The following is a 19,454-nucleotide window of genomic DNA, read 5'->3' as shown; positions in this document are numbered from 1 at the left end:
CCGCTCCACCGCAGGACCGCAGGACCGCTCCAACCTCACCACCCGCAGACCCCGGGTGGCCGGTCGGCTCCCCCGTGCCAACCGTCCACCCGGCCGGCTCCGGCCGGACCGGACGGCGCACCCCGGACGCGCCGCCGGCCCGGCCAGGGCGCACCCCACGGCCCGCCCGCCCCGCAGTCGGGCGGGCCGCAGGGCGCACCCAGCGCACCTGCACTCCGCGAGACCAGACCTGGACCCGACCGTGACCGTCACCTTGTACGACCACGAGCCGGCGGCCGGGGAACCGCTGCCCGGTTCCCCGGCCGCCACCCCTTCCCGGCAGGCCGCCGAGACCACCGCCGCCCCGGGCCACCAGCCTTCCGGGTACCAGGCCCCGGGGTACCTGGCCCCCGGGGTACGACGCCCCGGGCTACGGGAGCCCGATGCACGCTCCGCCCGGGCACGTTGACGCCGGGGGCTATCGTGCACACGTGCACGAGGCGGTCCGGGGCCCCGGGCAGGGCACGTGAGGGGAGCGGTTCCAGGTGATCGGACGGGCGCTTAACGGACGGTACGAACTCGTCGAGATACTCGGCGTCGGCGGGATGGCCACCGTCTGGCGGGGCGTGGACCACGTGCTGGGCCGTCAGGTGGCCGTCAAGGTCCTCAACGGAGGCCTCGCCGACGACCCGCGCTTCGCCGAGCGGTTCAGCCGCGAGGCGCAGCACGCGGCGATGCTGGTGCACCCGCGGATCGTCATGGTCTTCGACTCCGGCGTGGACCAGGGCTCGCCGTACATCGTCATGGAGCTGGTGCACGGCCTCTCGCTGGCCACCCTGCTCGCCCAGCAGCCCGGGCTCCCGGTGGAACGGGCGGTCGGCATCGCGGCGGCGGTCTGCGAGGCGCTGGAGGTCGCGCACGGCGCGGGCCTGGTGCACCGGGACATCAAGCCCGGCAACATCATGATCACCAACGACGGCGGGGTGAAGGTCGTCGACTTCGGCATCGCCCGGGCCGGGTCGTCCAGCAACCTCACCCAGGCGGCGATGGTGCTCGGCACGGCCGCCTACCTGTCGCCCGAGCAGGCCACCGCCGCCGAGCTGGACGGGCGCACCGACCTGTACGCGGTCGGCTGCGTGCTGACCGAGATGCTCACCGGCGCACCGCCGTTCACCGCCGAGACGCCGGTGGCGATCGCGTTCAAGCACGTCACCGAGCAGCCGCTGCCGCCGTCCGCGCGGCGGGCCGGGGTGCCGCCGGCACTGGACGCGGCGGTGCTGCGCCTGCTCGCCAAGGACCCGGCCGACCGGCCCGGCACCGGCGCGGCCGCGCGCGCCGAGCTGCTGGCGACGATTCCGGGGCTGGCCTTCTCGGACCCGACCAGTGAGCTGCTCGCCACCGGTGCGGCCGGTCAGGCCACCCAGTTGCTGCCGCCGGTCCCGTTCCGGCCCGCGCCCGCCGCGACCTCGGTGATGGCGCCCGTGCCGGCGATGGCCCCCGTGCCGGACGGCGAGGGGCCCGTCCGGGAGAGCCGCCGCAAGCCGCTGCTGTTCGGCGCGCTGGGCCTGGTGGGGGTCGCGGGCGCCGCGATGCTCGCGATCACCGCCTTCGACGACCCGGCCACGCCCACCGCCGCGCCGCCGCCCAAGCCGACCCGGTCGGTCTCGGCCGCCGCGACGCCCACGCCGACCACGGCCGCGCCCACCACCCCGACGGCGCTCCCGACCCCGTCGGCCACGCCCAGCGCCGCCACTACCCCGCCGCGCGGCCAGGCCCCGGCCGTCCAGCTCAACGCCCTTCGCGGGGCGGTGGCGCAAACCCAGATGACCAAGGAGCGCGACCGCCAGCTCGACCTGTTGCACACCCTCGACGGCGCCGCCGCGCGCCTCAACCAGGGCAAGGAGGAGGACGCCGCGCAGGAGCTGAAGAATGCCCAGAAAACAGTCCGGGACATCGCCAAGAAGCACGCGATCGACGGGCAGACGGCCCAGAACTGGAACTCCCGCCTCAGCACGTTGATCACCTCCCTCAACGCCTCCGCCGACCACGACCAGAGCGACTGATCCGGTGACCGGGGAGCCCCGCGTCCGCGCCGTGACCGCCGAAGCCGGTGCCGAAGCCGGCGCCGGTGCTCGATCGAAGATCGTCGAGAAGTAGGCTCGCTTCGCAACACGACGCGAAGGGGAGCTCAGTGGCGCGGGTTGCAGTGATCGGTGGAGGCATCAGCGGGCTGGGGACGGCGCTGATGCTGGGTCGGCGGGGTCACACGGTCACCTTGTACGAGCAGGACGCGCGGGAGGCCGGCGCGGACCTGGAGCAGGACTTCTTCGGGTGGGGCAGGCCGCGGGTCCCGCAGGCCGTCCAGCCGCACTCGCTGCTCGCACCGGTGCGCACCGTGCTGCGGGCCGAGGCGCCCGACGTCTACGAGGACCTGTTGGCGCGCGGGGCCCGGGAGTTCCACGATTTCGACTGGTTCGACGAGCACCCGCCGCACCGGGACGGTGACGAGGACCTGGTGACCCTGCGCACCCGCCGGATCGTGCTGGAGGCCGCCCTGACCGCGGCCGTGCGGCGGGAGGCCACCGTGGAGGTGCGGCGGGGGCGCCGGGTGAGCGGCCTCGCCGTCGGGGAGGGGCGGCCCGTCCGGGTCACCGGCGTGCGGGTCGGCGCGGAGACCTTCGGGGCGGACCTCGTCGTCGATGCGGCCGGCCGGCGCTCGCCGGTGCCCGCCTGGCTGGTGGAGGCGGGCTGCCGGCCGCCGGTGGTCGAGAGCCACCGCACCGGGATCGCCTACCTGTGCCGCTGGTACCGCCTGCGGGCGGACGGCCCGCGCGACCCGGGGCGAGGGGTCAAGACCGGCTCGGCCGCGTCGTTCGCGCTGGCCGGGGTCTTCCCCTCCGACAACGACACCTTCGCGGTGAACCTGCTGCTCTCCACGGCGGATCCGACCCGGGGCGCGCTCACCGACCCCGAGGTGTTCGAGGCCGTGGCGCGCCGCTTCCCCGCCTGCGCCGCCTGGCTCGACCTGGACGCCGAGCCGCAGTCGGCCGTGCTGGCGATGGCCGGCCTGGACAACCGCTGGACGGCGCTCGCCGACGCGGAGGGACCGGTCGTCACGGGTCTGGTCAACGCGGGGGACAGCCTCATTCACACCAACCCCACCTCGGGCCACGGGGTGTCCCTGGGCCTGCGTGCCGCCCGGTACCTCGCCGGACACGTCGACGAGGTCGTCGCGGACCCCGCCGGCTACCACGCGTGGACGGTGGAGGCCCTCCGCCCGTGGTTCGACGCGCAGGTGGCGTCCGACCGCGCCAACGAGCAGCGGCTCGCCGAGAGCGCGCCGCCCCCGGAGCGGCGCGCGGCGGCCGTGGCCACCTGCGCCTTCGAGGACCCGGTCGTCATGCGGGCCCGCGCCAAGGTGCGGCACCTGGTCTCGCGACCGGACGAGGCCTACGCCACCGAGGAGGTGGACCGCCACGTCACCGCCTGGCTGGCCGCCCACCCCGACTTCGAGCCGGAACACGACGGCCCGACCCGCGACCAGTGGGACGCGCTCATAGCGGGCTGAGCGCGGGGCCGACACCCCCCGCACGGCTGCCGGTCGGGGTCACGGGCCGAGCGGCACCGGGTTGTCCGGCGCGTCCAGCCACACGGTGTGGCCGGACGGGGTCACCGTGAGCCCGAAGCGGTCGAAGCCCGGTCGGCCCTGGTCGCGCCACCACTGCCAGGCCGTCGCCACCTCGTCCCACAGCCGTCGGGGCCCGGACTGCACGACCTCGTACGCGGCGCGGCCGGGCGCCCAGTCGGCGGTCGCCCACGAGGTGACGGCGGTGTCGTGCAGCCACAGCGTGTACGTGCCGTCGTCGTAGCGCTCGGTCAGCGGGAACACCCCGGGCCGTTGCACGCCGACGGCGAACATCTCCAGCCAGCCGCCGACCGCCTCGGGGGACAGGCTGGTGGTGGACGCGGTGCCGTCCGCGGGCCAGGGGCCGGAGAGGTAGGCCAGGCTGTCCGGCCGGGCGCTCCGCTGCCGGCGCAGCCGCATGAAGGCCGACGAGCCGACGAACCGGCCGCTCGCCGTGCCGTCGGCGGCGGCGGTGAGGCGTACGAGCGCCTCACCGCCGTACTCCGGCCCCCACGGCGCGACGATCACCGCGCCGGGTCGGGCCTGTGCCACCCACGGGTACGGCACCCAGCCGACCGAGCAGGTGGCGATCACCCGGTCGTACGGCGCCGCCTCCGGGTGGCCTTCGGCGCCGTCCCCGACGACGAGGCGCGGGGTGTACCCGGCGCGGGCGAGGCGGCGTTCGGCGTCGGCCGCGCTGGCCCGGTCCACCTCGACGCTGACGACGTTCCCGGAGCCGACCCGGTGGGCCAGCAGGGCGGCGTTCCACCCGGTGCCGGTGCCGATCTCCAGGACCCGGTGGCCGTCCTCGACGTCCAGGGCGGCGAGCATCGAGAAGACCATGGTGGGCATGGAGTTGGACGACGTGGGCATGGTGCCCACGTCGTCCCCGGTGTGCTCACCGTCGTCCCACTGGGTGGTGAGCGGCACGTCCGAGTGGACGGCCTCCCACCAGGCCGCCGGGTCGGTGTCCCGGTGGACGGCCCGGCCCTGGCGGACGCCGTCGGCCCGACCGGGCCAGATCGTGTCCGGGACGAAGAGGTGACGGGGAACGGCGTCGTACGACGCCAGCCAGTCCGTGGTGAGCGACCCGTTCGCGATGAGCGCGGAGGCCGGCCGGGCCCGACCGGCCTCCGCTTCGTGCTTCCCGGTCACCGGCTACTTACCGTCCGCCGGGCCCTTGCCGTCCGAGGAGTTCCCACCCTCGGACGACCCGCCGCCGCCGTGCTTGTTGCCGCTGTTGGAGTCGTCCTGCTGACCGCCGCCCTTGCCGTCACCGGTCCCGCCGCCGTGCTTGCCGTCGAACGTGGGAATGGCCACCTGCTGCCCCTCCGTCGTCACCTCGGGCCAGGGGGGAGCCCCCGACCCGGCCTGCGTCTTGTTCGCCCCCGTCCAGGTCGCACCGGGACGGGGGCGAACAAGGGGCGTCAATGATCGACGCCAATGACAAGCACGCTAGGTGCACGAAAGCCGCTGGTGGGTGGGTGATTCGCAGATATTCCAGACGCGGTGCCCGAGGTCCGCGCGGATTCCCCCGGGGCCTTCGGGACAGTCCCGTCAGCACCCGAGAATATTCGAGAATCACCGCTGCCGGATTCCCGGCTCGCGCCGATCATGGGACCTTCCTGTCTCTCGGCGAGAGGAACGGCCATGGCAAGGCGACTGCGGGTCATCGGGAGCACGTCGGGAGTTGGTGACTGCCCGACGCTGTACGAGGATGTGGACACTGGTGAAGTGGTCGTGCAGGGGTACGCCGTGACGGACCCCGAGGACGTGACGCAACTCAAGTACGTGAGGGACGATGAGGGCTTCGTCGTCGTCCCCCGCGAGCTGCTCGTGAGGTTCGCACCGAAGGAGGCCACGTCAGTGCCGGAGTTCGTGCCTCAGCAGAAGATCACCGAGTTCATCAACGACGGATTCGAGCACACCGCGTGGCGACTGGAGACGCGGACCGGCTACCTCTCCGACAAGCAGATGCCCTCCTACGACGAGTTCCTTCGTACCGGTGACACGGCAGGTGAGGTCGGGCACCCCTGGTTCGAGAACGTGCGCCGCATGGTGGACAAGGGCAAGAGGTTCGAGCGGGTCCGTCTGGTGGATGATCCGCCGACCGAGGGGCAGCGGTATCTGTTGGCGTGCGCCCGGACCAACGTGGCGGCCGGCGAAGACATCCGGTACATGTGGCGCTCGGACGCGGCAGAGGCGGGAATGGCAGGGCTGTCGGATTTCTGGCTCTTCGACTCCCGCACGGTCGCGCGCTTCCACTTCGAAGGAGAGCGCACCGTAGGGATGGAGCTGGTCACTGACCCGCTGGAGGTCCTGCGAGCCTGCCAGACTCGCGATGCCGCCTGGCACCACGCAACGCGCTACGCGCGGTTCCGGGCTCAGGTACCTTCCGGCATGTGAGCACCGACTATCAGCAGGCACGGCTCGCTCTCGGTGCCCGGATGCGTGAACTCCGCACCGAGAGCGGCCTGTCGGGACGCGCCTTGGCCGCACGACTGGGCTGGGCCCAGTCCAAGGTCAGCAAACTGGAGAACGGTAGGCAGTCCCCGACCAGAGCCGACGTGACCGCATGGGCAGAGGCCGTCGGCAGGCCCGATGCGGTGGCCGAACTGGTGGGTCGACTGCGGACCGTGGAGACTCAGTACCGATCGTGGCGGCGTCAACTCGCGGGCGGTATGAGGCCGGTGCAGGAGGCGCACGCCGCGCAGGGCAAGAGGACCAGTGACCGCCGGTCGTTCGATCCGACCCTGATTCCCGGCTTGCTTCAGACCGCAGAGTACGCGCGAGCGGTCCTCACCCGGTATACCAGGGTCCATCCATCGATCCGCGATGTCGAGGCTGCGGTCGAGGCGCGGATGGAACGCCAGAAGGTCCTCGGCGATCGCTTGCGATCGTTCCATTTCCTGGTGTGGGAAGGCGCTCTTGTCTCTCGGCTCTGCTCGCCGGCCGTACTCGTGGATCAGCTGGAGTCACTTGCCGCACGGCTGGCGTGCGGGAACGTCCGACTCGGCATCGTGCCGTTCGATGCCGATCTCAGAGTGCCCGCAGGAGTCGGATTCTCCATTCACGATGGCGCATTGGTCATCACCGAGTCCTGGCACGCAGAAATGTGGTTGGACGACCCGGCCGACCTCGCGCTTCATGTCCGGGCATGGGAGGCGTTGGCGGAGAGCGCCGTCTACGGCCCGTCGGCCCATCGGGTGATCGCCCGAGCGCGCCGATCGCTGCTCTGAGAATCACCGAGAATCACCGCCCACCGGTCCCGACTGTCGGCCCTACCTTCCTGGCCAAGGGGCCTCGCCGGTCAAGGGAGAGCGTATGTCGGAGCTTGAGCCAACTGGACAGTCGGAACGGGTGGGCGTCGAGGAGTCCGCTGCCAACGATCTACGGGAAGCGCTGCGCGCCGCCGGGATCTCCACCCTCGTCCGGGGTGGTCCGGACGTGTTCGCGGAATCCAGGTTCTCATGGGTGGTCCTGGGGCACCTCAAGGAGGTCGAGGCCGCCACGCTCGCCGCTCTGATTCGGAAGGGGCTGGACAGGTGATCGAATAAGGATGCCTTCGGAGTGCGCCCCGGTGAGGGCGGTTTCGCGAAGATTGGGGACGGGTGTGGATCGGCGGCCCTCGCTCGGTTGAGCGAGGGCCGCCGATCGGGTCAGGTCGTGAGGTCGGTGAGGTGGTCGAACTCGCCGGCCTTGACGCCCTGGAGGAACTTGGCGAACTTGAGGGGAGTGGTGCGGACGATGACGGCGCCCGTGTCGGACTCGCGGAGTTCGACCAGTCCGTCCAGGGCACGCACTTCGACGCACTCATCGTTTGCGCTTGAGTAGCTGGACTTCTGCCACACGGTACTAGCCACGCTTGCTTTCCATTTCCTTCTTGATGGATCGCACGAAGTCTCGGGATTCCTCTTCGGAGAGGGCAGCCGACGCGATCTGGGCGAGCAGGGATCGGAACCTTGCCATGTGGGCCGGGGCATCGAAGAGTCGACAACCAAGACCCGTGTCGGTCTGCGCTCCGTCGAGCTCGGGAATCGGACCCTCGGCGTAGGTGAAGTTGTCACTGGAGCTGGGCATGGCAGCGATGTCGAACGGCACTACTCGCACCGAGATGCTCGGTTGCTCGGAGTCCTCGATGAGGGCGCCGAGCTGTTCCGCAAGGACAATCGGCCCGCTGAACTGCATACGCAGTGCGGCTTCGTGGACGAATGCGGAGTAGGGCACGGCGCCGGATCGGATGGCGCGTTGGCGCTGCATGCGGAAAGCTGTCCGGAGATCGACCTCATGGCGAGGAAGCGGCGGAAAGGTCTGCGCGAAGACGGCGGAGGCGTATGAGCCGGTTTGAAGTAGTCCAGGGATGAACGTCATCGTGTAGGTGGACAGCTTCGTTGCCTGGCTTTCGAACTCCGCGACGTCAAGGAAGTCCGCGGCCAGAGTGCCTCTGTACTCTTCCCACCAACCGACCTTTGCGCGTTCCGTGATCATGTCGGCGAGGGCATCGATCAGTGAATCGTTGATGCACATGCACGTTGCAGCGATGGTGCGCAGCCGGTCCACGCTGATGCCGATCTTCCCGGCCTCCATCTGCGTGACCTGCGCTGGGCTCATTCCGACGGCGCGGCCGAGCTGGCTGCCGCCAAACCCGGCTTGCTCTCGCATCCGTCGCAGCTCTGCGCCCAGGCGTCGCTGGCGGAGCGTGGGGTTCGTGCGTGCAGCCATGACGTCCTTTCGGGCGGGATCGTTCCAAGTTTGCCGCGCCGCTTGCTGGTCGGTCCATCTGGGCAGCGGTCAGGCGGTTGTTAACACGGTAGAGGGAACATCTTGATTCTGGGTAAAAGTTGACCCAGTGATGCGCTACGGTCGTCTCACATCGATCCGACGGATCGTCAGTAACGCCTGTTTCCAGGGCAGTAGGCGCCTGCTGCCCGCGCACCGCAGAGCAGCCGTACGCGGCACTCCCAGTCCCGTCCCGGCCTGGCTCACGGCGACGTATCCGCCGGTTCCACCGCACCCACTCCACTCCACTCCCCCTCTCTTCGGAGGTCCCTCATGTGTGCCTTCACCCTGCCCGAACCGCCCGACTGGTCCGCCGCCCGCGAGGAGCTGCGCGAGGCCCTCGACCGCGCCGGCTGGCCCGACGACCTCATCCACGACGCCGAACTCGCCCTCTGCGAGCTCTACATCAACGCCTGGCGCCACGGCGGCAGCCCCGCCCCGCTCGTCGTCGTCCTGCTCCGCGACCACACCCTGCGCGTCTCCGTCGCCGACGACAACCCCCACCTCCCCGAACCCCGCACCCCCGCCGACCCCTACGCCCTCTCCGGCCGGGGCCTGCACCTCGTCCGCTCCCTCACCCACCGCTTCGGCACCGACCCCCGCAAGCACGGCAAGCGCGTCTGGTTCGAACTGGACGCCGCCGCGTGAGCACCACCCCCCGACCCGACACCGAGAGGAACCCCCCGTGGGAGTCCTGATCCCGATGACCACCGACGCCATCCACACCGAACGCACCACCGTCGCCTACCTCACCGTCGAACACGCCCCCGACGCCACCGTCCAGCTCCGCCTCGCCGTCGACCTCGACCTCCACACCGGCCCCGGCGAACAGCTCGCCCTCCCCCTCACCCACGACCAGGCCCACGACCTCCTCCACGACCTCGCCGCCCACCTCGGCCACCGCGTCCTCGGGATCCGCCGATGAGAACCGGCACCGCCAACTTCCTCGTCGGCGCGGCCCTCCTCACCCTCCTCGCCCTCGCCCTCACCACCGTCGCCCTCGGCGTCCTCACCACCCTCAAAATCAACCACCACCCCCCACCACCGCCCCCACCCATCACCCCCCACGGTCGCTGGGAACTCCGCACCCGCCCCGACGGCACCCACGAATACGCCTGGATCGCCCGCCAGGCCGGCCACTACGGCCCCGAAACCCACCACCGCACCCCCCAGAAGAAACCCGCACGCCACGCCACACCGCACTGACCGGACGCCCGTACCGGGGTGATGGGCCATCCGCCCGTCACCCCGGGCGACCCGGCCGGAATTCCCGGTGTCCGGGGCCCGCGACCGGGCAGAATCGGGCCCATGTTGACGATCGGATCCATCGTGTTGGGTGTCGCGGACGTGCGGCGGGCCGTCGACTTCTGGACGGAGGCGCTGGGCTACGCGGCCCGCGACGAGGTCGAGGACCACTGGGCCGTTCTGGAACCCGCCGAGGGGCCGGGCGTGCAACTGGCGCTCGGCCTCAGCGAATCGCCCCTCCAGGAGCACCCGCGTGTCCACCTCGACCTGTACACGGCGGACGCCGCCGAGCAGGCGGCCGAGATCGAGCGGCTGCTCGCCCTCGGAGCCAGCTCGGTCGACTGGGACAGCTACCCCGAGGACCCGGACTTCGTCGTCCTCGCAGATCCCGACGGCAACCGGTTCTGCGTGATCGACACCACCCACGGCTGACGGCCGGCCGGGCTCCGTCAGTCGCCCTGCTCGTCGTGTTCGTCCTGCTCCACCGCCCGGTGACGGCGGCGGGGGAGGCCGTGCCGGTGCTCCCCGCCCTGCGCCCGGGGGATCCGGCTCTCCAATCCGGTGCGGAGCCGCTGCGTCAGTGTCCCGGCGGCGGTCGCGAGGAAGACGAAGTTGTAGACGATCTGCAGGATCACCACCAGCCGGGGCCCCTGCCCGGCCGCCGTGATGTCGCCGTAGCCGACGGTGGCCATTGTGACGACGGTGAAGTAGAGCGCGTCGAGCCGGGTGTGCAGGCCGTCGAACTCGCCCACCGAGGCGGCCAGCACGTAGTACGTGCCCGCGAAGACGTTCATCGACAGGCAGATCAGTACGACCAGCCACAGCCCCGGCCGTCGGCCCGTCCCGCGCAGCAGGTCGAGGACCCGGCCCAGCAGCAGGCCGCTCAGCAGGGTCAGGACACCGGCGAACACGAGCCAGCTGAGGACCGGGCGGCGTTCGCCGAAGTAGCGCAGCGGCAGCGTGAAGTACGCGAGCATCAGCACGGCGAACGAGCCGAGCAGCAGGAACCAGGCCCGCACGTCGACGCGGTGCTCCTGGGCGAGGGGGGTCGGGGTCGCGGACATCCCGCTCAGCCTGTCGCAGTGCCACCGGTCCCGCCCGCCGGGCTGCTCCGAACGGACCGGCCGGCCACGGCGGGGCCCGGACACGACGAAGCCCCCACCGTTGCCGGTGGGGGCTCGGTCGGAGAAACCTCAGGCCGTGGTCGTGGTCCGGGGGGTCTCGGTGGCCTTGGTCACATTGGTCGGCGCGACCACCTGCGGGGCCACAGGCTGCTGCGGCGCGGTCTGCGCCTGCGGAGCAGCGGTGCTCTGCGCCGTACCCGGCGCGGCGGCGGCAGCGGCGTCCGCGGCCGGAGCCTCGTCCTCGCGCAGCGCCTTGGTCTCCGCCTTCAGGATGCGCATCGACTTGCCGAGGCCCCGGGCCATCTCCGGCAGCTTCTTCGATCCGAACAGCAGGATTACGACAGCCAGCACCACCAGGAGGTGCCAGGGCTCAAGACCGTTCCGCAGCATCCCCGGCCACCGGTCCCTTCTTGTCTAGAGTCACGGGTGGGCAAAGCGCCCGACCTGGCCAGTATGCATGGCCGCGGAGGCGAACGTATACACCGGTCGGGAAACGCTGGTCAAAAACCAGGTGTTGACCAGGCGGATGGCGATTAGTCGCAAGCCCCGTGATGAATTCCGGCCACCGGGTCAATTGCCGTATCCGATGATGAGACCGCAGAACACCGCCGCCACCAGCGCCACCCCGACCGACAGCACCAGCAGGACCCGGGTGCCCGGCAGTGGCGCCCCGGCGCGGATCGCCGCCTCGACCCGGATCCACCGCCGGTACGCGGTGGCACCGAGCACCGCCCCGCCGAGGGCGCAGATCACGGCCAGGGCGATCCGCAGCGGCGCGGGGGCGACGTCGGGGGTCAGCTGGTCGACGGCGATGCCGCCCGCGAGCAGGCCGAGTGCCGTCCGGATCCAGGCCAGGAAGGTCCGCTCGTTGGCCAGCGAGAACCGGTAGTCCGGCTCGCCACCGCCCGGCGACCGCGCGCCGTCCGCCTCCGGCCCCGGCCCCGGCTCCGCCTCCGGCATCGGCCCTCCCGCCGCTCTCCCGAGTGTTCCCGTCGAACCCCAGGCTGCCCTGGCGCGCCCGGCCCCGCAGCTCAGGACCGGGCGGGCCGCCCGTCCGGCGGGAACTCGGGTGCGGAGGGCGGCCGGCCTCGGCCAGACTGCCGCGATGAGCATCGACACGGCCGGCCCCGCGACCCCCAGCCCCGCCCAGGAACGAGCCCTGCGGCACGTCACGGCGCTCGCCACCGGCGGCCCGCTCGCCGCCGGACTGCGCATCACCCTCAACTTCCACCCCGACCGGGCCGACGGCGGCCGGGACATCCTGGAGGCGCTCGCCCAGGACGGCGTCTACCGCTCCCAGTTCGTCACCGGTACCGGCAACGGCGGGCTGACCGCCCACCCCGGCGGTGACCGCTGGCGCTGGGAGAGCCGGATCTTCGGCGGCGCCTACGACGAGGCCCCGGCGGAGGAGCGCCCGGTGTACGGGGCGCTGGACTACCGGCGCAAGCCCGTCGGCGCGGCGCCGCGCTTCGGCTCGGCCCATCTCCGGCTCGCTCCGCAGGCTCTCGCCCGGGCCACCTTCTGCTACCCGGACAGCTACCTCGACCCGTCCGACTTCGGCACCGCCGACCGGATGGCCCTGATCGCCCTCGCCGAGGCCGACGACGCGGACGAGCTGGACGACTACATCGAGGCCCAGGTGCACGGGCCGGTCCGGCTCGACAGGGACGTGGAGGCGGTGGTGCTGGACCCGAGCTACCGGGGCACCGCGGTCGAGGAGCGGGCCCGCCGGCTGCCGTGCCCGCTCGCCTGGCACCCCGGCCTGCGGCTGTCGACCGAGGAGCTGAGCCGCCACCCCGACTACCGGGGGGCCGAGTTCGTCGCCCTCGGCCTCGCGATCGCCGAGGACGGGCTGCTCGACCCGCGCGTCATCGGTGACGCCGTCCGCACCGGCCGGCACGATCCGCAGGCCCTCAAGCGGGTCTGGCACTACCTGGCGCGCTTCGGCTCACCCGTCGAGTAGCCGGTCGGCCTGCGCCCCCCGTGACGTCGGCCCCGTGACGTCACCCGTCTACTCGGTGTGCAGCACCGAGGCGATGGTCGTCCGGGCCGCCGTGCGGGCCGGGACGAGGGCGCCGAGGACGGCGATCGCCACGCCCGCCAGAAGCATCGCGGCCAGCTGCGGCGCGTGCCAGACGTCCTTCATGTACTCGGGGAAGTCGACCACCCCGACGTGGTCCACCACGAGGCGGTGCGCCGCGATTCCTAGCGGGATTCCGACTAGCCCGCCGACCGCGCCCAGCCCGGCGACGGAGGTCACCGTCATCGCCACCACCTGCCGGGGGGTCATTCCGATCGACTTGAGCATGCCCAGGTCGCGGCGCCGCTCGCGGGTGTTCAGGAGGACGGTGTTGAAGACACCGAGCGAGGCGACGAGGGTCAGCAGCACGGTGAACACCGTCGAGATGGTGATGACGGTGGCGGTGCCGGCGTTGCCCGCGTCCAGCACCGAGGCGCTCAGTCCCGGGTCGATCGCCTGGACCGCCTCGGCGTAGGCGCGCGCGTCGGCCCCGGGGGCGAGCCGTACCGTGTACTCGGTGGCGCGGGCCTCCGGTGCGAGTCGGGCGAGGGTCTGCCACGAGGCCTCCAGCGCCCGGGCGTTGCCCTCGATGAGCTGACCCACGATGGTCACCTGGACCTGCCTGCCGTTCAGCTCCAGCATGACCCGGTCACCGACCTTCAACCCGCGCTGGGTCAGGAACGACGGCCCGGCCACGGCCTCGCCCGCCGCCACCGGCGCACGGCCCCTGACGATCACGTGGGCGTACGAGGAGTCGTCCCCGCGGTAGAAGTCGGCGAAGACGGGCTGGCTCTGCCCGGTCATGCCCGCCTGGGCCAGCGCGCGGGCCCGCACCCCGTCCGCGCCCGGGAGGGAGCGCAGCCGTTCCTCGATCTGCCGGTCGTCGGGCAGGGGGGCGGTCCGGCCGTTGCCCGGTCCCCCGGTCTGCACCTGGATCCGGGCGCCGCCGTCCTCCTTCCCGACGTTGCCGAAGGCCACCAGGGTGCTGGTCAGTCCGGTCGACAGGGTCACCGTGGTGACCCCGAGGACGATGGCCGCCAGGGTCAGCAGCGTGCGGGCGGGGCGGGCGAACGGCTGGCCCAGCCCCAGGCTGACCGGACGGGGCAGCCTGGTGGCGCCGAGGATCCGCTGGACGCGCAGCCCGCGCCCGGTCTTCGGCGCGGCGCCCGCGCTGATCGCCTGCGCGGCGGGCAGCCGGTGGGCCCGCAGGGCGGGGACCAGCGCGGTCAGCAGGACGAGGGCGGGCATGCCCAGGAGGCAGGCCACCGAGACCCAGGGGCTGACGCCGCCGACCGAGGCCCGGCCCACGTCGATGCCGGTGAAGGCGACCTTCAGGATCGGCCCGGCCAGGGCGTTGCCGGCCAGCGTGCCCAGCACGCAGCCCGCCACGGCCGGCACCGAGAGCATCGCCAGGTAGACGGCGACGACCTGGTTCGGGGTGAAGCCCAGGGCCTTGAGTACCCCGATGTGCCGGTACCCGGAGACGACCGCGCCGCTGACCACGTTGCCGACGATCAGGGTGGAGACCAGCAGGCCGAGGATGCCGAAGAGCGTCATGAAGGGGAGGTAGGAGTCGACCAGTGCCGAGAAGGCCTGCTTGAGGTCGAGCCAGGTCTGCGCGCCGGTCACCGACTCCGCGGGCAGCCCTGCGGTGGCCGCGGCCAGCCCGGCGCCCAGCCGGGCCTGCGTCGAGGACTCCGTGAAGCGGTAGAGCATCTGGGCCGCGGACGGGTGCAGTTCGGCCAGCTGCTCGGGGGTGACCCAGGCGCTCGCCGACCTGCTCATGCTGGTGGCGAAGCCGACGACGGTCAGCGTCGGCCCCCCGGGCGTCTCCAGCCTGGTGCCCAGCAGCTTCGTTCCGGGGGAACCCTGGACGGACCAGTTGACGACGATCTCCCCGGGCGCGGTGGCCCAGTGGCCCTCCAGCAGCTCGATCCGGTCCACCGGTCCCGCCGGATCGGCCCGGCCGACCACCGTGAGGGTGCCGCCGGCCATCCACAGCCAGTCCTTGGGAATGTCGACGACGGCCTGCCCGAAGGGCCCGGCCGCGGCCTCCACCCCGGGTTGCCGGGCGGTCCGCGCCAGCTGCTCCGGCGATGCCTTCGTGGTGTCGAAGGTCGCCACCGTATGGGCGCCGCGCTGCTCGGCGAAGGCCTTGTCGAAGGGGCTCGACGCGACGCCGAGCAGGGCCAGCGCGAGCAGGACGGTCGTGGTCGAGCAAAACACGACGAGCCCGATGACGAAGGTCTGGAGCCGGCGGCGCTTCACGGCCGCGCGCGAGGCCCTCCACACGGCGCTCACGCGCTCGCCTCCAGCACGCTCTCGCGACCGACCCGGCCGTCGGCCACTTCGATCAACCGGCTGGCACAGCGGGTGGCCAGCTGCGGGTCGTGGGTGACGATCAACAGGGTCTGGCCGATCTGGTTCAGGTCGATCAGCAGGTCCATCACCTGCTCGCCCGACCGGCTGTCGAGGGCGCCGGTCGGTTCGTCGGCGAGCAGCAGCGCGGGCCGGTTCATCAGGGCCCTCGCCACGGCCACCCGCTGCCGCTCGCCGCCGCTCAGGGTCGCCGGATAGTTGTTCCGGCGTTCGGCGACACCGAGTTCGTCGAGGAGCTCCAGGGCGCGGCGGCGGGCCTGCCGGGCCGGGGTGCCGGTGAGCTGCGCGGCCAGCGCCACGTTGTCCAGCACGGGCAGATCGTCGATGAGGTTGAAGAACTGGAAGATCATGCCGACGTTGCGCCGCCGGAACAGCGCCAGACCGGTCTCGTTCAGCTTCCCGAGGTCGTGGCCCTGCACCTCGACCGTGCCGGAGGTCGGCCGGTCCAGCCCGGCCACCATGTTGAGCAGGGTGGACTTCCCGCAGCCGGAGGGGCCCATCACGGCCACCGCGTCCCCCGCCCTGATCTCCAGCGACAGGCCGTCCAGGGCCTTCGCGTCGCCGAACTCCTTGTGCACGCCGTCGAGCCGCACCACCACGGGCCGGTCATTTCCATGATCAGTCGTCATGGCTCGAAACCTATGGCGACGCCGCTGGACGGGGCGTCACCCACCGGATGTATCCCTCCGGGGAGGTCATCCCGGGGATGTAGGGAGACTGCGTCCCGGGGAGGAGTGCGCGGGGGCGTGCGGCTGCGAAGATGATCACGTGTGGGAATCCTGGACGATCTGGCTGGGCATCGCCCTGGTGGCGGCAGTCGGCGCCGCCGGGTGGCTCGGCGTGGCGGCGGCACGGGCGCGGCGGCGGCACCGAGCCGCCATCGAGGAGCGCGGCTGGCTGCTGGAGCGGGAGCGCGAGAGCGCGGCGCGGACGGCGGTCGACGCCGAGCGGGCCAGGATCGCCGCCGAACTCCACGACATCGTCAGCCACAACGTGAGCCTCATGGTGGTCCAGGCCGGGGCCGCCCGCGAGGTCCTGGCCACGATGCCCGAGGAGGCCGCGGCGGCGATGAGCGCCGTCGAGACCGCCGGCCGCAACACCATGACCGAGCTGCGGCACCTGCTCGGCCTGCTCGCACCCCCGCAGAACGGCGAGGAGGAGCCCTACGACGTCGACCTGTCACCGCAGCCGAGCCTGAGCCGGCTCAGCCCGCTGATCGACCGGATCGCCTTCGCCGGCCTGCCCGTCGAGATGCGCGTCTCGGGCGAGCCGCGCCCGCTGCCGACCGGCATCGACGTCACCGCCTATCGGATCATTCAGGAGGCCCTGACCAATGCCCTCAAACACGGGGACGGAGCCAAAGCCGAGGTGACGGTGCGATACGCGGACACCCACCTGCGGGTCGAGGTGTTGAACAGCGGGCCGAGCGTCCTGTCGGGCGGCCGGCCCACGACGGCGCCGGCCCCGGCCAAGGCCGCCGGAACGGGCCGCGGGCTGCTCGGCCTGCGGGAGCGGGTCGCCGTCTACGGCGGCGACCTCGACGCCCGACGCCGCCTCGGCGGCGGCTACCGCGTCCGGGCCCGGATCCCACTGGAGCGGCCGTGACGACGCACACCGACCCCGCGCCCCGCGTCGTGATCGCCGACGACCAGGAACTGGTCCGTACCGGCTTCCGACTGATACTGACCGCGCGCGGCCTCGACGTGGTGGGCGAGGCCGGAGACGGGGCCGAGGCCGTGGCCACCGCGCTCAGGCTGCAACCCGACGTCGTCCTGATGGACATCCGCATGCCCGTTATGGACGGCCTGGAAGCCGCCCGCCGCATCCTCGCGCAGTCCCCGCACTGCCGGGTCATCATGCTGACCACCTTCGACCTCGACCACTACGTCTACGCCGCCCTCGCCGCCGGAGCCAGCGGATTCCTGCTCAAGGACGTCACCCCCGCGCACCTGGCCGCCGCAGTCCACCTGGTCAACACCGGTGACGCCCTGCTCGCACCCTCGATCACCCGCCGCCTGGTGGAGCGCTTCTCCTCCGCCGCCCCGGCCGCCGGTGCGTCCTCCGCGACCCCGGCCGTCCACCGGAACCTGGCCGCCCTGACGCCGCGCGAGCGCGAGGTGCTGACCCTCATGGGCCGGGGCCTCTCCAACGCCGAACTCGCCAAGGAACTGACGCTCAGCGAGGCGACGGTGAAGACCCATGTGGCCCGGATCTTCGCCAAACTGACTTTGCGCGATCGAGCCCAAGCCGTCGTCCTCGCCTACGAGACGGGGCTCGTCGCGCCGGGCGGCTGAGAGGCCGCCGCCGCGACGCGGACGACCTTCGGGCAGCCGCGCCTCCGCCCGGCCCCGTCACACCGCGGTGGCCGGCCGGTCGGCTGGACCGCGGTGCTGGACCGGAACCCGGGATGCGGCAGTACATGTTCGGCAGTTTCGGCAGCGCCGCGATTCGGACAGCGAGCACAGCTGGGCCGCCTGGGGCGCACGAGACCCCGCGGATCGGGCTGCGTCGCCGGGGCGCAGGCGCATCCTCCACGGCACGCCACGCCAACCCCCGGCACCTGGCATTGATCTTCGGCCGGATGAGTGAATGTCGGTTCTCAGGAACAAGACCACCGGGCGGACGGGCGAGAGCCCCCGCCCGGGTGGGCGGGGGCTCTTGATGACGCGCGGGGGCGGGTTGCTCCGATCGGCTTCTTCGCTCAGACGGTGGCGGGCTCGGCGGCCTTCCGGTCGGTGCCCTCGGCACCCCCGGCACCCTCGACGCTCTCGGTGTCGTCCGTGGCCGGCCGGGCGGGGAGGTGGGACATCAGGCGGTAGGCGAGGAGGGCGGCGCCGACCGCGAAGACCAGGCCGACCAGGGCGGCCACGTGCAGGCCGTCGGTGAAGGCGGTCCGCGCGGTGTCGAGCAGCTCGGTGCCGAGGCGGCCGGGCAGCTGGGCGGCGACGGTGACCGCGCCACCGAGGGTGTCCTGGGCGGTGCGGGCGGCCTCGCCGTCGATCCCGACGGGGAGGGCGCCGTCCAGCCGAGACCGGTAGACCGCGGCGCCGGCCGCACCGAGCAGGGCGATGCCGAGCGAGCTGCCGAGCTCGACCGCCGTCTCGGAGGTGGCGGAGGCGGTACCGGCCCGCTCGATCGGTGCGGCGGAGACGACCATCTCGGCGGTGAGCGTCATGGTGCCGACGGTGCCGGCGGCCAGGACCCCCGCCGCGGTGAGGATGAGGGCGAGCGGCGAGTCGGCGCCGACCTGGGTCATCATCGCGAAGCCGGCCGCGCCGATCAGGAAGCCGCCGGCCATCAGCACCGCCGGCCGGACCTTCCCGGCGAGCGCCGCGCCCAGCCCGACCGCCGCACCGACGCCCACGCTGGGGACGAGCGACCAGAGCGAGGCCGTCAGCGGGCTCATGCCCTTGACCAGCTGCAGGTACTGCGAGGTGAAGAGGGTGAAGCCCATCATCGCGAACATCGCGACCATGTTGACGCTGATCGCCCCGGTGAAGGCGCGGATCCTGAACAGGCTCAGGTCGAGCAGCGGGGCGGCGGCGGTGCGCTGGCGGAGGACGAAGAGGGCGGCGAAGACCAGCCCGACCGGGACGGCCGCGGCGGCGAGCGGGCTCCAGCCGTCCACCGCGAGGGTCTTGACGCCGTAGACCAGCGGCAGGATCGAGGCCAGCGAGAGGCCGGCGCCGAGCAGGTCGAAGCCGCCCTGCTGCGGGGAGCGGTACTCGGGCAGCAGGAAGGGGGCCACGACCAGCAGCAGGGCCATCACCGGGACGGCGACCAGGAAGACCGAACCCCACCAGAAGTGGGCCAGCAGGAACCCGCCGACGACCGGGCCGAGCGTGGCCCCGGTGGTGAGGACGCCGCCCCAGGCGCCGAGGGCGATCTGCCGCTCCTTGGGGTCGTGGAACATGTTCCGGATCAGCGCGAGGGTCGAGGGCATCACGGTCGCCCCGGCGGCGCCCAGCACGGCGCGGGCGGCGATCAGCTGGCCCGCGCCGTCGGCGTAGGCGGCCAGGGCCGAGGCCCCGATGAAACCGGCGGCGCCGATCATCAGCAGCCGGCGCCGGCCGATCCGGTCGCCCAGCGAGCCCATCGTGATCAGCAGCCCGGCCAGCAGGAACGAGTACATGTCCATGATCCACAGCTGCTGGGTGCCGCTCGGCGCCAGCGTGGTGGAGATGTACGGGACGGCGAAGAAGAGCACGCCCATGTCCATGGTCAGGACGAGCGTGGGGAGCAGGAGGACGGCCAGGCCGATCCATTCGCGACGGCCTGCGCGGCCGGTGGTTGCGGTCATGGG

22 protein-coding genes are annotated in these 19,454 nt (G+C 72.4%); 12 read left to right on the top strand and 10 right to left on the bottom strand.

Annotated features, from left to right (window positions below; all coding sequences use genetic code 11):
• The first annotated feature begins 524 nt into the window (after positions 1 to 524).
• The gene (locus OG618_RS17715) at positions 525 to 2,042 is read left to right on the top strand and encodes a protein kinase domain-containing protein (protein WP_329488457.1); all 1,518 of its coding nucleotides are present in this window, start codon (positions 525 to 527) and stop codon (positions 2,040 to 2,042) included.
• 128 nt (positions 2,043 to 2,170) lie between these two features.
• Positions 2,171 to 3,547 carry an FAD-dependent oxidoreductase gene (locus OG618_RS17710; RefSeq protein WP_329488456.1) on the top strand — a complete coding sequence of 459 codons (1,377 nt, stop codon included), beginning with the start codon at positions 2,171 to 2,173 and terminating at the stop codon, positions 3,545 to 3,547.
• Between the two features lie 39 nt (positions 3,548 to 3,586).
• Here OG618_RS17710 and OG618_RS17705 read toward each other — a convergent pair whose 3' ends face one another.
• On the bottom strand, positions 3,587 to 4,759 hold the full coding sequence (locus tag OG618_RS17705; protein WP_329488454.1) for a methyltransferase domain-containing protein: 1,173 nt from the start codon (positions 4,757 to 4,759) through the stop codon (positions 3,587 to 3,589).
• Between the two features lie 3 nt (positions 4,760 to 4,762).
• Positions 4,763 to 4,924, bottom strand: coding sequence for a hypothetical protein (locus tag OG618_RS17700; protein WP_329488453.1), 162 nt, complete (start codon positions 4,922 to 4,924; stop codon positions 4,763 to 4,765).
• Between the two features lie 330 nt (positions 4,925 to 5,254).
• Between OG618_RS17700 and OG618_RS17695 the strand changes: the two genes are divergently transcribed.
• From OG618_RS17695 to OG618_RS17685, 3 genes are all read left to right on the top strand, one after another.
• Positions 5,255 to 6,010, top strand: a complete 756-nt coding sequence (locus tag OG618_RS17695; protein WP_329488452.1) for a DUF6879 family protein — start codon at positions 5,255 to 5,257, stop codon at positions 6,008 to 6,010.
• Entirely contained in the window at positions 6,007 to 6,843 is an 837-nt protein-coding gene (locus tag OG618_RS17690; protein ID WP_329488451.1) for a helix-turn-helix domain-containing protein, read from the top strand. Before OG618_RS17695 ends, OG618_RS17690 begins: the two co-directional genes overlap by 4 nt.
• Positions 6,844 to 6,928: 85 nt before the next feature.
• Positions 6,929 to 7,153, top strand: a complete 225-nt coding sequence (locus OG618_RS17685; protein WP_329488450.1) for a hypothetical protein — start codon at positions 6,929 to 6,931, stop codon at positions 7,151 to 7,153.
• Positions 7,154 to 7,263: 110 nt separating this feature from the next.
• On the opposite strand, the gene OG618_RS17680 is transcribed toward OG618_RS17685, so the two are convergent.
• The gene (locus tag OG618_RS17680) at positions 7,264 to 7,455 is read right to left on the bottom strand and encodes a DUF397 domain-containing protein (protein ID WP_329492154.1); all 192 of its coding nucleotides are present in this window, start codon (positions 7,453 to 7,455) and stop codon (positions 7,264 to 7,266) included.
• A 4-nt stretch (positions 7,456 to 7,459) separates the two neighbouring features.
• Positions 7,460 to 8,326: a helix-turn-helix domain-containing protein gene (locus OG618_RS17675; protein WP_329488448.1), complete on the bottom strand. Its 867-nt coding sequence runs from the start codon at positions 8,324 to 8,326 to the stop codon at positions 7,460 to 7,462.
• A gap of 330 nt (positions 8,327 to 8,656) precedes the next feature.
• Between OG618_RS17675 and OG618_RS17670 the strand changes: the two genes are divergently transcribed.
• The 4 genes from OG618_RS17670 to OG618_RS17655 all read left to right on the top strand — a co-directional run bounded on the left by OG618_RS17670 (position 8,657) and on the right by OG618_RS17655 (position 10,060).
• Entirely contained in the window at positions 8,657 to 9,031 is a 375-nt protein-coding gene (locus OG618_RS17670; RefSeq protein ID WP_329488447.1) for an ATP-binding protein, read from the top strand.
• A gap of 37 nt (positions 9,032 to 9,068) precedes the next feature.
• Positions 9,069 to 9,308 (top strand): hypothetical protein, encoded by a 240-nt coding sequence (locus OG618_RS17665; RefSeq protein ID WP_329488446.1) that lies wholly within the window; start codon positions 9,069 to 9,071, stop codon positions 9,306 to 9,308.
• Positions 9,305 to 9,589 (top strand): hypothetical protein, encoded by a 285-nt coding sequence (locus tag OG618_RS17660; RefSeq protein WP_329488445.1) that lies wholly within the window; start codon positions 9,305 to 9,307, stop codon positions 9,587 to 9,589. Before OG618_RS17665 ends, OG618_RS17660 begins: the two co-directional genes overlap by 4 nt.
• 102 nt (positions 9,590 to 9,691) lie before the next feature.
• Positions 9,692 to 10,060 carry a VOC family protein gene (locus tag OG618_RS17655; RefSeq protein ID WP_329488443.1) on the top strand — a complete coding sequence of 123 codons (369 nt, stop codon included), beginning with the start codon at positions 9,692 to 9,694 and terminating at the stop codon, positions 10,058 to 10,060.
• Between the two features lie 17 nt (positions 10,061 to 10,077).
• Here OG618_RS17655 and OG618_RS17650 read toward each other — a convergent pair whose 3' ends face one another.
• The 3 genes from OG618_RS17650 to OG618_RS17640 all read right to left on the bottom strand — a co-directional run bounded on the left by OG618_RS17650 (position 10,078) and on the right by OG618_RS17640 (position 11,712).
• A complete protein-coding gene (locus OG618_RS17650) occupies positions 10,078 to 10,692 on the bottom strand; it encodes a potassium channel family protein (RefSeq protein ID WP_329488442.1) in 615 nt (204 codons plus the stop codon).
• A 129-nt stretch (positions 10,693 to 10,821) separates the two neighbouring features.
• Positions 10,822 to 11,142 carry a Sec-independent protein translocase subunit TatA gene (tatA, locus tag OG618_RS17645; RefSeq protein ID WP_329488441.1) on the bottom strand — a complete coding sequence of 107 codons (321 nt, stop codon included), beginning with the start codon at positions 11,140 to 11,142 and terminating at the stop codon, positions 10,822 to 10,824.
• A 180-nt stretch (positions 11,143 to 11,322) separates the two neighbouring features.
• Entirely contained in the window at positions 11,323 to 11,712 is a 390-nt protein-coding gene (locus OG618_RS17640; protein WP_329488440.1) for a YidH family protein, read from the bottom strand.
• 145 nt (positions 11,713 to 11,857) lie between these two features.
• Here OG618_RS17640 and OG618_RS17635 point away from each other — a divergent pair, with 145 nt between their 5' ends.
• A complete protein-coding gene (locus OG618_RS17635) occupies positions 11,858 to 12,715 on the top strand; it encodes a DUF3626 domain-containing protein (RefSeq protein WP_329488438.1) in 858 nt (285 codons plus the stop codon).
• A 48-nt stretch (positions 12,716 to 12,763) separates the two neighbouring features.
• Here the strand turns inward: OG618_RS17635 and OG618_RS17630 are convergent, their stop codons facing one another.
• Together OG618_RS17630 and OG618_RS17625 are read right to left on the bottom strand one after the other, a co-directional pair.
• Entirely contained in the window at positions 12,764 to 15,073 is a 2,310-nt protein-coding gene (locus OG618_RS17630) for an ABC transporter permease (RefSeq protein WP_329488437.1), read from the bottom strand.
• Positions 15,070 to 15,780 carry an ABC transporter ATP-binding protein gene (locus OG618_RS17625; RefSeq protein ID WP_329488435.1) on the bottom strand — a complete coding sequence of 237 codons (711 nt, stop codon included), beginning with the start codon at positions 15,778 to 15,780 and terminating at the stop codon, positions 15,070 to 15,072. The genes OG618_RS17630 and OG618_RS17625 overlap by 4 nt, the downstream gene beginning before the upstream one ends.
• Before the next feature lie 139 nt (positions 15,781 to 15,919).
• On the opposite strand from OG618_RS17625, the gene OG618_RS17620 reads away from it, so the two are divergent.
• Together OG618_RS17620 and OG618_RS17615 are read left to right on the top strand one after the other, a co-directional pair.
• The gene (locus OG618_RS17620) at positions 15,920 to 16,756 is read left to right on the top strand and encodes a sensor histidine kinase (protein ID WP_329488434.1); all 837 of its coding nucleotides are present in this window, start codon (positions 15,920 to 15,922) and stop codon (positions 16,754 to 16,756) included.
• Positions 16,753 to 17,445 (top strand): response regulator transcription factor, encoded by a 693-nt coding sequence (locus tag OG618_RS17615; protein WP_329488433.1) that lies wholly within the window; start codon positions 16,753 to 16,755, stop codon positions 17,443 to 17,445. The genes OG618_RS17620 and OG618_RS17615 overlap by 4 nt, the downstream gene beginning before the upstream one ends.
• A 407-nt stretch (positions 17,446 to 17,852) precedes the next feature.
• Here the strand turns inward: OG618_RS17615 and OG618_RS17610 are convergent, their stop codons facing one another.
• Positions 17,853 to 19,451 (bottom strand): MFS transporter, encoded by a 1,599-nt coding sequence (locus tag OG618_RS17610; RefSeq protein WP_329488431.1) that lies wholly within the window; start codon positions 19,449 to 19,451, stop codon positions 17,853 to 17,855.
• Between the last annotated feature and the right edge of the window lie 3 nt (positions 19,452 to 19,454).

The organism is Kitasatospora sp. NBC_01246, from assembly GCF_036226505.1.
Taxonomy (GTDB): domain Bacteria; phylum Actinomycetota; class Actinomycetes; order Streptomycetales; family Streptomycetaceae; genus Kitasatospora.
Note: the sequence above shows the minus strand (reverse complement) of the source record. Positions and strands in the feature narration are given on the sequence as shown.

Coding starts and splice junctions, on each gene's coding strand:
- OG618_RS17625 (WP_329488435.1), bottom strand. CDS start 15,780: ATGACGACTGATCATGGAAATGACCGGCCCGTGGTGGTGCGGCTCGAC.
- OG618_RS17635 (WP_329488438.1), top strand. CDS start 11,858: ATGAGCATCGACACGGCCGGCCCCGCGACCCCCAGCCCCGCCCAGGAA.
- OG618_RS17685 (WP_329488450.1), top strand. CDS start 6,929: ATGTCGGAGCTTGAGCCAACTGGACAGTCGGAACGGGTGGGCGTCGAG.
- OG618_RS17660 (WP_329488445.1), top strand. CDS start 9,305: ATGAGAACCGGCACCGCCAACTTCCTCGTCGGCGCGGCCCTCCTCACC.
- OG618_RS17640 (WP_329488440.1), bottom strand. CDS start 11,712: ATGCCGGAGGCGGAGCCGGGGCCGGGGCCGGAGGCGGACGGCGCGCGG.
- OG618_RS17670 (WP_329488447.1), top strand. CDS start 8,657: ATGTGTGCCTTCACCCTGCCCGAACCGCCCGACTGGTCCGCCGCCCGC.
- OG618_RS17695 (WP_329488452.1), top strand. CDS start 5,255: ATGGCAAGGCGACTGCGGGTCATCGGGAGCACGTCGGGAGTTGGTGAC.
- OG618_RS17675 (WP_329488448.1), bottom strand. CDS start 8,326: ATGGCTGCACGCACGAACCCCACGCTCCGCCAGCGACGCCTGGGCGCA.
- OG618_RS17650 (WP_329488442.1), bottom strand. CDS start 10,692: ATGTCCGCGACCCCGACCCCCCTCGCCCAGGAGCACCGCGTCGACGTG.
- OG618_RS17610 (WP_329488431.1), bottom strand. CDS start 19,451: ATGACCGCAACCACCGGCCGCGCAGGCCGTCGCGAATGGATCGGCCTG.
- OG618_RS17655 (WP_329488443.1), top strand. CDS start 9,692: ATGTTGACGATCGGATCCATCGTGTTGGGTGTCGCGGACGTGCGGCGG.
- tatA (WP_329488441.1), bottom strand. CDS start 11,142: ATGCTGCGGAACGGTCTTGAGCCCTGGCACCTCCTGGTGGTGCTGGCT.